The 15,283-nt window shown below is 67.4% G+C and carries 12 protein-coding genes; 5 read left to right on the top strand and 7 right to left on the bottom strand.

Going from position 1 to position 15,283, the window contains the following annotated elements:
• Positions 1–34: 34 nt before the first annotated feature.
• From ABD974_RS13485 to pbpC, 3 genes are all read left to right on the top strand, one after another.
• Complete coding sequence (locus ABD974_RS13485) at positions 35–4,942, top strand: alpha-2-macroglobulin family protein (protein ID WP_345303854.1); 4,908 nt, start codon at positions 35–37, stop codon at positions 4,940–4,942.
• Positions 4,943–5,070: 128 nt separating this feature from the next.
• Entirely contained in the window at positions 5,071–5,364 is a 294-nt protein-coding gene (locus ABD974_RS13480; protein WP_345303853.1) for a hypothetical protein, read from the top strand.
• A gap of 68 nt (positions 5,365–5,432) precedes the next feature.
• A complete protein-coding gene (gene pbpC / locus ABD974_RS13475) occupies positions 5,433–7,817 on the top strand; it encodes a penicillin-binding protein 1C (RefSeq protein ID WP_345303852.1) in 2,385 nt (794 codons plus the stop codon).
• A 212-nt stretch (positions 7,818–8,029) separates the two neighbouring features.
• Here the strand turns inward: pbpC and ABD974_RS13470 are convergent, their stop codons facing one another.
• Positions 8,030–8,506: a peroxiredoxin gene (locus tag ABD974_RS13470; protein ID WP_345303851.1), complete on the bottom strand. Its 477-nt coding sequence runs from the start codon at positions 8,504–8,506 to the stop codon at positions 8,030–8,032.
• Between the two features lie 150 nt (positions 8,507–8,656).
• Between ABD974_RS13470 and ABD974_RS13465 the strand changes: the two genes are divergently transcribed.
• On the top strand, positions 8,657–9,133 hold the full coding sequence (locus tag ABD974_RS13465) for an Hsp20/alpha crystallin family protein (protein WP_345303850.1): 477 nt from the start codon (positions 8,657–8,659) through the stop codon (positions 9,131–9,133).
• A gap of 141 nt (positions 9,134–9,274) precedes the next feature.
• On the top strand, positions 9,275–10,180 hold the full coding sequence (locus ABD974_RS13460; protein ID WP_345303849.1) for a DnaJ C-terminal domain-containing protein: 906 nt from the start codon (positions 9,275–9,277) through the stop codon (positions 10,178–10,180).
• A 127-nt stretch (positions 10,181–10,307) separates the two neighbouring features.
• Here ABD974_RS13460 and pilH read toward each other — a convergent pair whose 3' ends face one another.
• The 6 genes from pilH to lpdA all read right to left on the bottom strand — a co-directional run bounded on the left by pilH (position 10,308) and on the right by lpdA (position 15,245).
• On the bottom strand, positions 10,308–10,679 hold the full coding sequence (gene pilH, locus ABD974_RS13455) for a twitching motility response regulator PilH (protein ID WP_345303848.1): 372 nt from the start codon (positions 10,677–10,679) through the stop codon (positions 10,308–10,310).
• 112 nt (positions 10,680–10,791) lie between these two features.
• Positions 10,792–11,787 carry an oxidoreductase gene (locus tag ABD974_RS13450; RefSeq protein ID WP_345303847.1) on the bottom strand — a complete coding sequence of 332 codons (996 nt, stop codon included), beginning with the start codon at positions 11,785–11,787 and terminating at the stop codon, positions 10,792–10,794.
• A gap of 105 nt (positions 11,788–11,892) precedes the next feature.
• Positions 11,893–12,162: a hypothetical protein gene (locus tag ABD974_RS13445; protein WP_345303846.1), complete on the bottom strand. Its 270-nt coding sequence runs from the start codon at positions 12,160–12,162 to the stop codon at positions 11,893–11,895.
• A gap of 67 nt (positions 12,163–12,229) precedes the next feature.
• Complete coding sequence (locus ABD974_RS13440) at positions 12,230–12,823, bottom strand: LOG family protein (protein WP_345303845.1); 594 nt, start codon at positions 12,821–12,823, stop codon at positions 12,230–12,232.
• A gap of 22 nt (positions 12,824–12,845) precedes the next feature.
• Positions 12,846–13,706, bottom strand: a complete 861-nt coding sequence (locus ABD974_RS13435) for a class I SAM-dependent methyltransferase (RefSeq protein WP_345303844.1) — start codon at positions 13,704–13,706, stop codon at positions 12,846–12,848.
• A gap of 96 nt (positions 13,707–13,802) precedes the next feature.
• Positions 13,803–15,245, bottom strand: coding sequence for a dihydrolipoyl dehydrogenase (lpdA, locus tag ABD974_RS13430; protein ID WP_345303843.1), 1,443 nt, complete (start codon positions 15,243–15,245; stop codon positions 13,803–13,805).
• Positions 15,246–15,283 lie beyond the last annotated feature (38 nt).

Genomic DNA, 15,283 nt, shown 5'->3' with positions numbered 1-15,283 from the left:
GCGGTTCGGGGTGTTGGGTCGGGTTTGCGGTCAGATGCGGAAGTGGGTGGCGGGCGCGGGGGTGGCGCTCGCGCTGGTGGCCCTGACGGGCTGCGGCAACAAGGAAACCGGGCAACTGCCCGAAGTGAGCGGCGAGGCCATCCAGGCCAAGCGCGATGAGGTCAAGGGGTTCGCCCTGGTCCGGGCCTATCCCGACCAGGACGGCGACGCGCTGGCGATCGCGCTGGAGTTCTCCCGGCCGCTGGTCGGCACGCAGGACTTCGATCAACTGATCGCGTTCGATACGCCGCCGAAAGAGAAGAGCGGCTGGAAGCTGGACGACAGCGGCAAGATCCTCCGCTATCCGTTCGTCGCGGCGAATACCGATTACACCCTCAAGATCTCGGCGAAGCTCGCCGCGGCCGACGGCAGCACCCTCGGCCGCGATGTCGAGCAGAAGGTCTACACCGGCGAACTGAAGCCGGCCGCCGGTTTCGCCTCGCAGGGCAGCGTGCTGCCGGCGCGCGAGAGCCGCGGCCTGCCGGTGGTGTCGGTGAACGTGCCCGAGGTCGACGTCGAATTCCTGCGCGTGCGCGAGAAGTCGCTGCCGCAGTTCTTCCACGAATACCAGCGCGGCGGCCGCCGCAGCGGTTGGGAGCTGGACAACGAATACGGCGACAACACGCCGCTGTCCAAGCTCGCCGAACCGGTCTACACCAACCGCTTCGTGCTCGGCGGCAAGCGCAACGAACGCGTCGTCACCTACCTGCCGATCCAGGACATCGAGGAACTGCAGGAGCCCGGCCTGTACTTCGCGGTGATGAAGCGCACCGGCCAGTTCAACGATCAGTTCGAGACCACGTTCTTCACGGTCAGCGACATCGGGCTGCACGTGCGCGCGTACAAGGACAAGCTGTTCGTCCACACCGCATCGCTGGAAGACGGCAGCGCCATCTCCGGGGTCGAACTGCAGGTGCTCGACGGCCCCGGCGAGACCATCCTCAAGGGCCAGACCGACCGCAACGGCAATGCGATGCTGCCCTACAAGCTGCAGGCGGCGCACGTGCTCGTCGCCCGTCGCGGCAAGGACGTCTCGCTGCTGCCGTTCAACCAGCCGGCGCTGGATCTGTCCGAATTCGCGGTGAGCGGCCGCGAACCGGCGTGGTTCGACGTGTTCGCCTGGGCCGGTCGCGATCTGTATCGCCCGGGCGAGGTCGTGCGCATCTCCGCGCTGCTCCGCGACAACGACGGCAAGCCGGTGCCGATGAAGGGCAACAAGGCGCAGCCGCTGTTCGTGCGCCTCAATCAGCCCAACGGCAAACCCTTCGTCGAAAGCCGCATCGAAGCCGGCCCGCAGGGCTACTACAGTTTCGAGAAGCTGATTCCGGCCGAAGCGCCGACCGGCCGCTGGCAGGTCGAATTCCGCACCGATCCGGCCAGCGCCGAAGCGGTGCAGGGCATGACCTTGCGGATCGAGGAATTCCTCCCCGAGCGCATGAAGCTCGACCTCGACACCGCCGACGCCGTGCTCAAGCCGGGCAAACCGATCTCGCTGAAGGCCACCGGTGCCTATCTCTACGGCGCGCCCGCGGCCGGCAACCGTTTCACCGCGAAGCTCGCGGTGGCGATCGAACAGCATCCGGTCGAGAGCATGCCCGGCTATTTCTTCGGCGACCCGACCGTGTCGCTGCCGAAGGAAGCCAATGATGTCATCGACACCACGCTCGGCGACGACGGCACCCTGGTCCAGGACATTCCGCTGCCCGGCGACGTGAAGGCGGTCTCGCCGGTCGCGGCGATCGTGTCCGGCAGCCTGTTCGAGAGCGGCGGACGCAGCGTGAACCGTTCGCTCAAGCGGGTGATGTGGCCGGCCGATGCGCTGGTCGGCGTGCGCCCGCTGTTCGACGACAAGGACGGCGCCGACAGTGATTCCGACGCGCGCTTCCAGCTGTTGCGCGTCGCCGCCGACGGCAAGCCGCGTCCGGCCAAGGGACTCAAGATCACGCTGGTGCGCGAGCATCGCGATTACCACTGGAACTACGACGACGGCGACGGCTGGGATTTCGATTTCACCTCGCGCTTCGAGAACGTCGAAACCCGTACCATCGATGCCGGCGCCACCGCCGTGAGTTTCGCCTTCCCCGTGGAGTGGGGCGCCTATCGCGTCGACGTGCTCGATCCGGCGACCGGTTTGACTACGCGCTATCCGTTCGAGGCCGGCTGGAGCTGGGACGACGAGAACCGCGGCCTCGACGCGCGCCCCGACAAGGTGAAGGTCGCGCTCGACAAGACCGGCTACAGCGCCGGCGACACCCTGAAGGTGACGCTCACGCCCCCGCATCCGGGCAAGGGCCTGCTGATGGTCGAAGCCGACCGCATGCTGTACGTGCAGGAAGTCGACGTGAAGCGCGGCAGCAGCTTCGAGATTCCGGTGACGAAGGACTGGGATCGCCACGATGTCTACGTGACCGCGCTGGTCTTCCGCGGCGGCAGCGCCGCGAACAAGATCACGCCGGCGCGCGCGGTGGGCGTCGCCCATGTGCCGATGAACCGTACGGCGCGGCGGGTCGAGGTGGGTCTGTCGCTGCCGAAACAGATGCGGCCCGAACAGACCCTGACGACCACGGTCGCGGTGCCGGGGCTCGCCGGGAAGGACGCGTTCGTCACCGTCTCGGCGGTGGACGTGGGCATCATCAACATCACGAAATTCCCGGTGCCCGATGCCAACAAACACTTCTTCGCCCAGCGCCGTCTCGGCGTGGACGCCTACGACGTCTACGGTCGCGTGATCGAAAGCCTGGACGGCGAGATCGGCCGCATCCGCTTCGGCGGCGACATGGCGCTGCAGCCTCTGGCGCAGGCGCGCAGGCCGACCTCGAAGGTGCAGACGGTCGATCTGTTCTCCGGCCCGGTGAAACTCGACGCGAAGGGTCAGGCGAAGATCGCGCTGAAGGTGCCGGACTTCAACGGCACGCTGCGCGTGTCCGCGCTGGCGTATTCGGCCGACCGCTACGGCAACGGCGACGCCGAGATCGTGGTGCGCGCGCCGATCGTCGCCGAAGCGAGCTATCCGCGCGTGCTTGCGCCGGGCGACCGCAGCAACGTGACCCTCGATCTCACCAACTTCACCGGCAAGCCCGGCGACTTCAAGGTGCAGGTCGAAGGCATCGGCCCGCTGTCGGTGGCGCAGGGTGCGCGTCAGGCGAAACTCGCCACCGGCGGCAAGACCACGCTGACCTTCCCGCTGTCCGCGGGTGAGGGTTACACCACCGCGAAGATCCGCGTGCGCGTGGACGGCAACGGTTTCAAGGTCGACCGACGCTTCGACGTACCGGTGCGCCCGGCATGGCCGAGCGTGCTCCGCACCCGAACGATCACGCTCAACGAACTCGGCGCCATCGCGATGGACGCCGGCTTCGCCGACGGCCTGATGCCGGGGTCGGTCAATGCGCAGATGACGGTGAGCGCGCTGCCGCCGATTCCCTTCGCCGGTGCGCTGCAGGGCGTGCTCGACTATCCCTACGGCTGCGCCGAGCAGACCACCAGCAAGGGCTACGCTGCGCTGGTGATGGATGCCGAGACCGCGAAGATGCTGGACGCCAAGGGCATCGATGCCGCCACCCGCAAGGCGCGCATGGACGGTGCGTTCGGGCGTCTCGCATCGATGCAGATGTCGAACGGTCACTTCTCGATGTGGGGCGACGACAGCTACGTCAATCCGTCGCTGACGCCTTACATCGTCGAGTTCCTGCTCGATGCGAAGGAAGCCGGGTTCGCGGTGCCTGACGCGATGCTGCAGAAGGCGCTGAAGCGGTTGAACGAGGATCTGCTGGCCGGCGGCAACGAGTTCTACGGCCAGAATCATCGCGATCACCTCAAGTTCGCCTATCAGGCGCATGCGGGCTATGCGCTGGCCCGCGTCAACCGCGCACCGCTGGGCACGCTGCGCGCGCTGTACGACAACGATCGCGCCAAGGCGAAGAACGGTCTGTCGCTGGTCCATCTCGGCCTCGCGCTGTCGCTGCAGGGCGACAAGGCGCGCGGCGGCAAGGCCATCGCCGCCGGTTTCGCCTACAACAAGCCCGGCGACCGTTACGAGTACCTCGGCGATTACAGCAGCCCGCTGCGCGACAGCGCGCTGATGATCGCGCTCACCCACGAGCGCGACCTCGCCAGGCCGGAGTACGACAGCAAGGTGATCGCGCTGGGCAAGGAACTGGACGTGCGCCGCGGCGAGCGCTGGTTCTATCTCAGCACCCAGGAGCAGGTGGCGCTGGCGCGCGTCGGCCGCGCGCTGCTGGCCGATCAGAAGAAGACGGTCTCGGGCGTGTGGAAGCTGGGCGATGTCAGCGATCCGGTGGCGGAGCGTCGCATGCAGGGTCGTCGCGTCGATTACACCGCGCTGACCCGCGGCTTCCGCTTCGAGCCGAAGGGCGCGGTGCCGCTGTACGCCAGCCTGGAAGTCGCCGGCGTGCCGCGCACGGCGCCGGCCGAGGACAAGTCGGTGATCGGGATCGAACGCAAGTGGTACACCACCGACGGCAAACCGTGGAAACCCGGTCCGATCGGCGAAGGCGAGGCGCTGATCGTGGCGCTGAGCATCACCGCCGACCGTTACATGCCCGACGCGATGCTGATCGATCTGCTGCCCGCCGGTCTGGAGATCGAGAACTTCAATCTCGGCGACGGCAAGCAGTGGGCCGACGTGGTGGTGGACGGCATCGAGATCTCCGACCGCGGCAGCGCCGCCGAGGTGATGCACGAGGAATATCGCGACGACCGCTTCGTGGCCGCGCTGAAACTCAACGCCGGCCAGCCCGCGCGGGTGTTCTATCTCGTCCGCGCGGTGACCCCGGGCACCTACACGGTGCCGCCGTCGCTGGTCGAGGACATGTACCGTCCGCAGCTGCGCGGCGTGGGCAAGTCGTTGCCGGCGACGATCACGGTGGTGCAGCCGAAATGAGCGCGGCGATGACATGGAAATGCGGCCGGCGGTTCGCTGCCGGCCTTCGGAGCGTGGCGATCGTGGCGATGGTGTCGCTGCCGGTCGCATCCGCGATCGCGCAGTCGCCGATCGGAAAGATCGACGATGTGGTGGTGCTGGAAGCGGGGCTGGGGCCGGAAAAAGACGGCTGCGCCCCCTTCCTGCCGACGACGCGCGACGTCCGCCGTTTTTTCGAGCGCAGCATCGTGATCAGCGCGCGTCAGCAGCACGATTTCTTCGATCACGGCCCCTGCCGTGCGCGGGGGACCTTGACCACCGCATTCGGCGCATGGACCTGGGAAATGCGCGATCTCGGCACGGGCGAGTTGCGATCGATCACCGATGACGTGTTTCTGGTCGGCGATCCGTCGCGACTGTCGCCGCTCGGCGTGGATGAGTAACGCCATCGTCCGGGCGGGTCTTCCGCGCCGGGTGGTTGTGGACACGATCGCCGCCGACGATACCCCTCATGCGTGAAGACATGCCTGCACGATCCTCGATGACGCGGATCCGCCGCCTGCTGCCCTGGTTGCGCTGGGGCTGCGTCGCGCTGCTGTCGTCGCTGCTGCTGCTCGATCTCGTGTTTCCGCCGCAGTTGCCGAAGGCCCGCGACACCAGCACGCTGGTGGTCGCGCGCGACGGCACGCCGCTGCGCGCGTTCGCCGATGCCGACGGCGTCTGGCGTTATCCGGCGACGCCCGAATCGGTTTCGCCGCTGTATCTCGAAGCGCTGCTGCACTACGAGGATCGCTGGTTCTGGCGGCATCCCGGCGTGAATCCGATCGCGCTGCTGCGTGCGGGCGGACAACTGCTGACCAGCGGCGAAGTGGTGTCCGGCGGTTCGACGCTGACGATGCAGGTCGCGCGCATCCTCGATGCGAAGCGCACGTCGCATACGCGGACGCCCTTCCGCAAGCTCCGGCAGATCCTGCGCGCGCTGCAGTTGGAGGCGCATCTCTCGAAGCGCGAGATCCTGATCCTCTATCTCGAACGCGCGCCGTACGGCGGCACGATCGAAGGCGTCGAGGCCGCGAGCTGGGCGTATCTGGGCAAGCCCGCGTCGCGGCTGTCGATGGCGGAGGCCGCGCTGCTCGCCGTGCTGCCGCAATCGCCGAGCCGGCGTCGCCCCGATCGTCATCCCGAGGCGGCGCAGGCCGCGCGCGACAAGGTGCTGGACCGCATGGCCGCGCTCGGCGTGTGGTCACGCGCCGAGGTGGACGATGCGCGGATCGAGCCGGTGGTGTCGCGCCAGTTGCAGTCGCCGATGACCGCCGCGCTGCTCGCGCAGCGTCTGCGCGCCGCGCATCCGAAGGCCGCGCGCATCGTTTCGACCATCGATCCGAACCTGCAGCGCACGCTGGAAGAGCGCGTCGCCGCGTATTTCTCGACGTTGCCGGAGCGCACCTCCGCGGCGCTGCTGGTGGTGGACAACGCGACGATGGAGGCGCGCGCCTACGTCGGTTCGCTGCGCTTCGGCGACGAAGCGCGGCTCGGCCACGTCGACATGGTCCAGGCCTGGCGTTCGCCCGGTTCCACGCTGAAACCGTTCCTGTACGGCATGGCGATCGACGATGGCCTGATCCACTCCGAAAGCCTGCTGATCGATGCACCGCAGAACTTCGGCGATTACCGCCCGGGCAATTTCGGCGAATCGTTCAATGGCCCGGTCGGCGCCGCGCAGGCGCTGCGGCTGTCGCTCAACGTCCCGGCGGTCGATCTGCTCGATCGCGTCGGCCCGCAGCGCTTCGCCGCGCGCATCGACCACGCCGGGCTCGCGCTCAAGTTTCCCGACGACGCCAAACCCAATCTCGCGCTGATCCTCGGCGGCACCGGCGCGCGGCTGGAAGACCTGGTCGGCGCGCATGCGGCCTTCAACCGCAACGGCATCGCCGGCCGCGTCCGCTACACGCCGCGGGACGCGGCGATCGACCGGCGCGTGCTGTCGCCGGGCGCGGCGTGGATCGTGCGCGAGATCCTCGAATCCAATCCGCGCCCCGGCGAGCTGGAACAGTACGACCGCGGCACGCGTCCGCGGGTGGCGTGGAAGACCGGCACCAGTTACGGATTCCGCGATGCCTGGGCGGTCGGCGGCACGCGGCGCTATACGGTCGGCGTCTGGGTCGGCCGTCCGGACGGCACGCCGCTGCCGGGGCAGTACGGCGCGATCACCGCGCTGCCGCTGCTGTTCGAAGTGGTCGATGCGCTGCCGGGCGGCAACCGCGACGCGGCGCGCGTGCCGCCGCCGGCGAACGTCGCGGAAATCGACATCTGCTGGCCGCTGGGCATCGCCGCCGAAGGCCTGCCTGCGTCGTTGTGCCAACGGCGACGCAAGGCCTGGACGCTCGACGGCGTGGTGCCGCCGACCTTCGCCGAGCGCGGCGCGCGGCTGTGGAATGCGGGGCGCGAACGTTTCGAGATCGATACCGACACTGGGCGACGGGTGTCGGCGGTGTGTTCGCTGCCGCACCGCGTCGAGCCGCGCGAGATCGCGCGCTGGCCGGCGCTGGCATCGCCGTGGCTATCGGCGGAGACGCGGCATGCGTCGATCTTGCCGCCGCTCGCCGACGACTGCATGGCCGACGGCCGCGACGCCGACGAGGAGTTGCGCATCGACGGCATGAACGACGGCGCCACGCTCGCGCGTGCGCCCGGCAGCGTACATGCGGTGCGATTGTCGCTGCGTGCGCTCGGCACCGAGCGCAACGTGCAGTGGCTGCTGGATGGGCGCTGGATCGGCGAGACCGCCGGACGCGCGACCCTGGTGCGGGACTTCGGCGAGCCCGGCGCGCATACGCTGACGGCGCTGGCCGACAGCGGCGCGTGGACGCGCATCGAGTTCCGCGTGCTGGAATGATCTTTGCAGGAGCGCTGGTATGCGCGACTGCGACCACCGATGCGTTCTGTCGCGCCTTGATCAGCCATACGGCCGTTGAAATCGGTGTTTCTGGCAGGTATGGCCAACGGCCGATCCACCGCATTTGCGTAGGAGGGCCTTCAGGCCCGAGCTTTTCTTTTTGTCCGAATCAAAAGCTCGGGCCTGAAGGCCCTCCTACGGAATGCAGGAAATTACAGCAGCGAGAGCATGTGCTCGGCGGACGACACCCGAAATTCGCCCGGCGCTTCCACTTCGAGCTTCTTCACTTCGCCGTTCTCCGCGTACAGCGCGAAACGCTTGCTGCGGATGCCCATGCCGTAGGCGGTCGCATCCATTTCCAGACCGAGCGCTTTCGCGAAGTCGCCGTTGCCGTCGGCGAGGATGATCATGCCGGCCGGCGCATTCTGGCTCGCGGCCCAGGCCTTCATCACGAACGGGTCGTTCACCGACATGCATGCGACATCGATGCCCTTGGCGCTGAAGGCTTCGAAGTGTTCGACGTAACCGGGCAGGTGCTTCTCGGAACAGGTCGGTGTGAACGCGCCGGGGACCGAGAACAGCACCATCTTCTTGCCTTCGAACAGACGGACGGTGTCGATGGTGTCGATGCCGTCGTTGATGCGCTTGATGTTGACTTCGGGAATGCGGTCGCCGATCTGGATGGTCATGCGGAACTCCTGTCTGCGGGTGGGGGAAACGGGAGGCCACAGTGTAGGACGAAACATGAACGATCGCCGGACGGCCCTTGAAAAACCGCGGTCCGCCGCACATCTGTCGTGCATGGCGGCATGGTGCCGCCGCATCCAACGGAGATTCCGATGAGCCTCATGCGCTATCAGCAGGCGTGGCCGGCCCAGGCCCGCATCCACGACGATCTGAAGCAGATCTTCGACCGTTTCCTCAATACCGGCGACAGCCCCGACGAGTCCGCCGTGGTCACCAGCCAGTGGGTGCCGCGCGTCGACATCAAGGAAGAAGCCGAACGTTTCGTCATCCTCGCCGATCTGCCCGGCGTCGATCCGCAGAACGTCGAAGTCCTGATGGACAAGGGCATCCTGAGCATCAAGGGCGAACGCCGCAGCGAAGTCGCGGAACAGTCCGAACGCTTCTCGCGCATCGAGCGACGCTACGGCAGCTTCCATCGCCGATTCGCGCTGCCCGATACCGCGGATGCCGACGGCATCACCGCCAGCGGTCGCAACGGCGTGCTCGAAATCGCGATTCCCAAGCGCGCCGAATCGACCCCGCGCAGGATCCAGGTGGGCATCGCGCAGGCCGCCGACACGCAGGCCTGATCGCCTCGTGCGGCGATGATCGCTCAGCCGCCGGCCCGTTTCGCAGGCGGGCCGGCCCACGCCATGTACGACTTCGCAGCCGCACACGCGGCTGCTTCGTTATAGTGGATCGCATCGACACGACTTTCGCGGAACCGCGCCATGCGTTTCAAGGATTACTACGAGATTCTCGGGGTCGAACCCGGTGCCGGCGAGGCGGAGATCAAGACCGCTTATCGTCGCCTCGCGCGCAAATATCATCCGGACGTGAGCAAGGAGCCGGGCGCCGAGGAGCAGTTCAAGTCCGTCAACGAAGCCTACGAGGCGCTGCGCGATCCGCAGAAGCGCGCCGCCTACGATCAGCTGCGCGCGCGCGGTTACCGTCCCGGCGATGAAGTACAGCCGCCTCCGGGCGGATTCGGCGGCGGTCCGGGCGGCTTCGATTTCGACGAAGTGTTCGCCGGCGGCGGCAACGGCGGTTTCAGCGATTTCTTCCAGGAGCTGTTCGGTCGTCGGCGCGGCGGCTTCGCCGGTGCCGGTCAACCTGGCCCGCGTCCGCGTGGCGATGGCGCCACCCGCGCGAAGTTCGCGGTGCCGCTGGAAGCGATTCATCGCGGCGATCCGGTGCGGGTTGCGGTCGGCGGGCGTTCGCTGGAGGTGCGCGTGCCCAAGGGCATCCGCCCGGGGCAGGCGATCCGGCTTGCGGGCCAGGCGCCCGGTGGCGGCGATCTGCTGCTGGAAGTCGAATACGCCGCGCACCCGCAATTCGAGGTCGACGGCCGCAACATCATCCACGCGTTGGCGGTCGCGCCCTGGGAAGCGGCGCTGGGCGCCACGATCAGCGTGCCGACCCTGGGCGGCGCGGTGGATCTGAAGATTCCCGCGGATTCGGAAGGCGGTCGCAAGCTGCGGTTGCGTGGACGCGGATTGCCCGGAACCGGCGGTGCGCCGGCGGGCGATCAGATCGTGGAACTCGAGATTCTCGCGCCGAAGGCGAATACCGAGGAAGAGCGCGAGGCCTATCGGCGCATGCGCGACGCGTTCGGGGACGACTGGCGTCGGGCGTGAGGCCCGGCGTCTGGAAGTGGTGGCGTTGTCGCCGGCCGCGCAGAACGATGGCTCGGCGATACGGGAAACGGGAGCCGGCAGGCGCCGGCGGCACAAGAAGATGGAGCCGGCAGGCGCCGGCTCGGGGCTATCCGAGGCCGGTGACGTACTTGGTGATGGTGTCCGACAGCTCGGTTTCGCTGAAGGGCTTGGTCAGATAGGCCTTGGCGCCCTGACGCATGCCCCACATGCGATCGGTGTCCTGATCCTTGGTGGTCACCAGCACGATCGGGATGTGCTTGGTCTTGGGCTCGCGGCAGATGGTGCGGGTGGCCTGGAACCCGTTGAGGTTCGGCATCACCACGTCCATCAGGATCAGGTCCGGAATCTCGCGCTTGGCGACTTCCACGCCGGCGGCGCCGTCTTCGGCGGTCAGCGCTTCATGCCCGAGTTTTTCGACGATGCGACGGATACCCATCAACTGCGACGGAGAGTCGTCGACGATCAGAATGCGAGCCATGCGGACCCCCAGATAAGACTGCGTTCAGTGTAGTCTGCCGCGCGCCGGCCCGAAAGCGGGACGGCCCCGAATTTTGATCCAGTGCACACGCATGCGGCGCCCGGACCTCGGCTCAGCCCAGGCGCACGACGGTCCGACCGAACGAGCCCCCCGCCAGCATGCCCGCGAACACCTCCGGCAGACCCTCCAGCCCGACTTCCCGGGTGCAGATCGTGTCGAGGTGCGCAGGTTTCCAGACCGTTGCCAGCCGTTTCCATACCTCATCACGCAAATCCCGGGCGGTTCCGGCCGAGGCCACGCCCAGCAGCGACACGCCGCGGATGATGAACGGCATGACCGTGGTCGGGAGGTCGGCGGTCGCGGCCAATCCGGCGCTGCCGACGTTGCCGTAGGGCCGGGTGCGCGCCAGCAGGCTGGCGAGCATCGGCCCGCCGACGTTGTCGAGGCCACCGCCGAAGCGGGCGGCTTCCAGCGGCCTGGCGTCGGCCAGCACATCGCGACCGAGGACCTGGGTCGCGCCCAGGGATTTCAGGTAATCCGCGTGTTCGGGCTTGCCGCTGATCGCATGCACCTCGTAGCCGGCGCGCGTATAGATGTCGACCGCCAGCGAACCCACACCGCCGGTGGCGCCGGTCACCGCCAGCGGCCCCAGCGCCGGCGTCTGCCGGTTGTCCTCCATCCGCAGCAGGGCCAGCGCGGCGGTGAAGCCCGCGGTGCCCAGGATCATGCTTTCGCGCAGGCTCAGCCCGGCGGGCAGGGGAATCGCCCATTTCGCCTCGATCCGCGCGTACTCGCCGTAGCCGCCATCGCGGGTCTCGCTGAGGCCGCAGCCGGTGACCAACACCGCGTCGCCTTCACTGAATGCCGGATCGGTCGACGACACCACGTGCCCGGCCACGTCGATGCCGCCCACCAGCGGGAAGAAGCGCAGGATCTTGCCCTCGCCGGTGCCGGCAAGCGCGTCCTTGTAGTTCACGGAGGAATACGCCGTCCTGATCACGATCTCGCCCGGGGCGAGATCGTCGATCGACATCTCCTCGATGCCGCTGCGGTAGCCGGCGCTGTCGTTGCGGATGCGGAATGCCCTGAAAGTGTTGGGTGTACTCATCGGAGGCGTTTTTCGGGTTGAAGTGCGGCCATGAGCATAGGGTACTTCAGATGAGGGAATCGCCCGAGTGCACGAGGCTGCCGACCTCGTGCGCTGCGCATGCGCTCATCTGCCCACAAGTGCCATCACCATGATGCCGAGGAAAGCCGTGACTCCAGGTATGGCGACGATCAACCACAACCGGGACACGCGGGATGCACCCGATGCGATGCGCAGTCCCGGCAGACCGGCGATGAACGCGCTTGCGAGGAGCGGCTCGCGAATCCCGCCGATTGCCAGAATCGCAAAACCGGCGGGCAGGCAGATGGCATAGACAAGCCCCCATTGCGAAAGCCAGTTGAGCGCTTTTTCTCCCGATCTCGTTTCGTCGTCCATCTTGGTCCTGAGGCGTTTCGGGGTGGCATGCATGTCATCCGGGAAAAGTCGCCGCCGGAACTGCTGATCAGCGCAGATCCTTTCGCCGCTTCTCGTCCATCCACTTGTCCGCCTGCGCGGGCGTGTAGCCGCGCATCCAGCCGAAGAGGGTGTCGATGTCTTCGCCGTGCCACAGGTCGTGGCGCTGTTCGGGGTGCAGGAAGCGTTCTTCGACCATGCGGTCGATCATGCCGATCAGCGGCGCGTAGAAGCCATCGACATCGAGGAAGGCGCATGGTTTCTGGCCCAGGCCGAGCTGGCGCCAGGTCAGCATCTCGAACATTTCGTCGAGCGTGCCGAAGCCGCCGGGCAGGGCGACGAAGGCGTCGGCGAGGTCGAACATCCGCGCCTTGCGCTCGTGCATGTTCGCGACCACTTCGAGCCGGGTCACGCCCTTGTGCGCGACTTCCCACTGCACCAGCTGCTCGGGAATCACGCCGATCACTTCGCCGCCGTGGTCGAGCACGGCGTCGGCGACGATGCCCATCAGCCCGACATTGCCGCCGCCGTAGACCAGTTGCAGGCCTTCGGCTGCGATGCGGGCGCCGAGCGCGCGGGCGCGGTCGCCGTAGACGGGTTTGTTGCCGGCGTTGGAGCCGCAGTAGACGCAGATCGATTTCATCGTGGAAAAAATGTCCTGTGGTTCAGTGTTCGGAACGCAGCAGCATCATGCCGCTGATGCGCTTCATCTTCGCGCGTCGCTTCGCCGGCGTGAGCGCCATCATGATCCGCCAGAATCCGATCCGCGGCATCGTGCGCTTCAGGCGGATCGATTCGTCCCAGTGCGAGCGGAATTCGAGTTCGCGCCAGCCGAAGGGCGCGAAGAAGCCGGTGTTCTCGCGCGGGCCGAACACGAAGGGCGCGTTGCCTGCGCGCAGCGTCGGCGACCAGGTCTTCTCCAGACGCCGTAGCAGGGCCGGCGAGGCCAGGTCGGCCACCCACCAGCGCGCCTTCGCGACATCGTGCAGATCGCGCGCCAGCGCGGCGACGTCCTCGGCCTGCAGATACAGCAGCAGACCTTCGGTGATGACCAGCACCGGGCCCTCGCGGCCGGCGTCGGCCAGCACTTCGCGACGCCTGTCGGCTTCGCGCAGATCGGCGGCGACGTATTCCAGGCGGCAGCGAGGCGTTTCGCCAGCCATCCGGTCGCGGAAGAAGTCGACCATGTCGGGCATGTCGACGTGGATCCAGCGCAGATCGGCGGGCAGATCCATGCGGTAGGGGCGGGCGTCGAGGCCGGCGGCGAGATTCAGCACCGTGCGCGCGCCTTCGCGCACGCCGCGGGTCACGATCTCGTCGATCACCGCGGTGCGGACTACCAGCGGCCAGCTCATCGTCTCGCCGTCGGGCAGTTCGCGGACGATGGCCTCGCCGCGCGCGCCACCCAGGCGACGCGCGTAGGGATCGCGGAACAGCGCGTCCGGACGTTCGCTTTCCATCGCGCGATAGATCGCGACCCACAGCGCGGTGTCGGAGACGTTGCGGATCGAATTGTGGTCGCTCATCGCTGCTCCCGTTCTCGTTGCAGTCAGTTCTCGTCGCTGCCTCGGCCCCAAATGCGAAACGGCGCACCGGGGTGCGCCGTTTCTGATCCCATCCGGTCAGTTGACCTTGTGGATCGAGCGTTTGTGCACCGCCATCGCCGCGTCGTGCACCGCTTCCGACAGACTCGGATGCGCGTGGCAGATGCGGGCGAGGTCGTCGGCCGAGCCGCTGAATTCCATGGTCAGCACGCCTTCGTGCACCAGCTCGGACACATTGGCGCCGACCAGATGCATGCCCAGCACGCGATCGGTCTCGGCATGCGCCAGCACCTTCACGAAGCCGGCCGGTTCGGCCATGGCCACCGCGCGCGCGACCGCGGCGAACGGGAAGCTGCCGGCCTTGTACGGAATGCCTTCGGCCTTCAGCTGTTCCTCGGTCTTGCCGACCCAGGCGATTTCCGGCTCGGTGTAGATCACCCACGGAATCGTGTCGAGGTTGACGTGGCCCGGCAGGCCGGCGATCAGTTCGGCCACCGCGATGCCTTCCTCGAAGCCCTTGTGCGCCAGCATCGGGCCGCGCACGCAGTCGCCGACCGCCCAGACGCCGTCGACGCCGGTGTGGCAGTGTTCGTCGACCACGATGCGGCCGCGCTCGTCGAGCTGCACGGCGCAGCCTTCGGCCAGCAGACCCTTGCTCGCGGCCTTGCGGCCCACCGCGACCAGCAGTTTGTCGAACACGACGTTCTGCTCGCCCGCGGCGTCGGTGTAGGTGACGTGGACTTCGGTCGTCTTGCCCTTCTTCTTGACCTCGGCCTTCGAAACCTTGGCGCCGAGCTTGATGTCGAGCCCCTGCTTCTTGAATTCGCGCGCCGCGATCTTCGCCGCTTCGCCGTCGGCGGCGGCGAGGAAATCCGGCATCGCTTCGAGCACGGTCACCTGCGCGCCGAGACGGTTCCACACGCTGCCGAGTTCGAGGCCGATCACGCCGGCGCCGATCACGCCGAAACGCTTCGGCACCTCGGTGAAGTCGAGCGCGCCGACGTTGTCGACGATGGCGTCGCCATCGAATTTCGCGAACGGCAGTTCGATCGAATCCGAGCCGGCGGCCAGGATCACGTTCGGCGCCTTCAGTTCGATCTCGCTGCCGTCGTGTTGCTTGACCTTGACGATGTTGCCGGCGTGCAGGGAGCCGAAGCCGTAGAACGCGGTGATCTTGTTGGCCTTGAACAGTTGGGCGATGCCGCCGGTGAACTGCTTCACGATCTTGTCCTTGCGGCCGACCATCGCCGCGACGTCGATCTTCGCGTCCTTGAAGCTGATGCCGTGGTCGCCGAACAGGTGGCCCATGTTCCAGAACTGGCGCGACGAGTCGAGCAGCGCCTTCGACGGCACGCAGCCGACGCGCAGGCAGGTGCCGCCGAGGGCGGGCTTGCCGTCCTTGCCGAGCGCGGCGTCGATGCAGGCGGTCTTCATGCCGAGCTGGGCGGCGCGGATCGCGGCGTGGTAGCCGGCCGGGCCGGCGCCGATGACGATTACGTCGAATTGTTGTTGCTCGCTCATCGTTTGTCTCTGCCAACGCGAATCGCAGTGCATCGCGT

It is taken from the genome of Lysobacter hankyongensis (assembly GCF_039543145.1).
In the GTDB taxonomy this organism is placed as follows: Bacteria; Pseudomonadota; Gammaproteobacteria; order Xanthomonadales; family Xanthomonadaceae; genus Lysobacter_I; species Lysobacter_I hankyongensis.
Note: the sequence above shows the minus strand (reverse complement) of the source record. Positions and strands in the feature narration are given on the sequence as shown.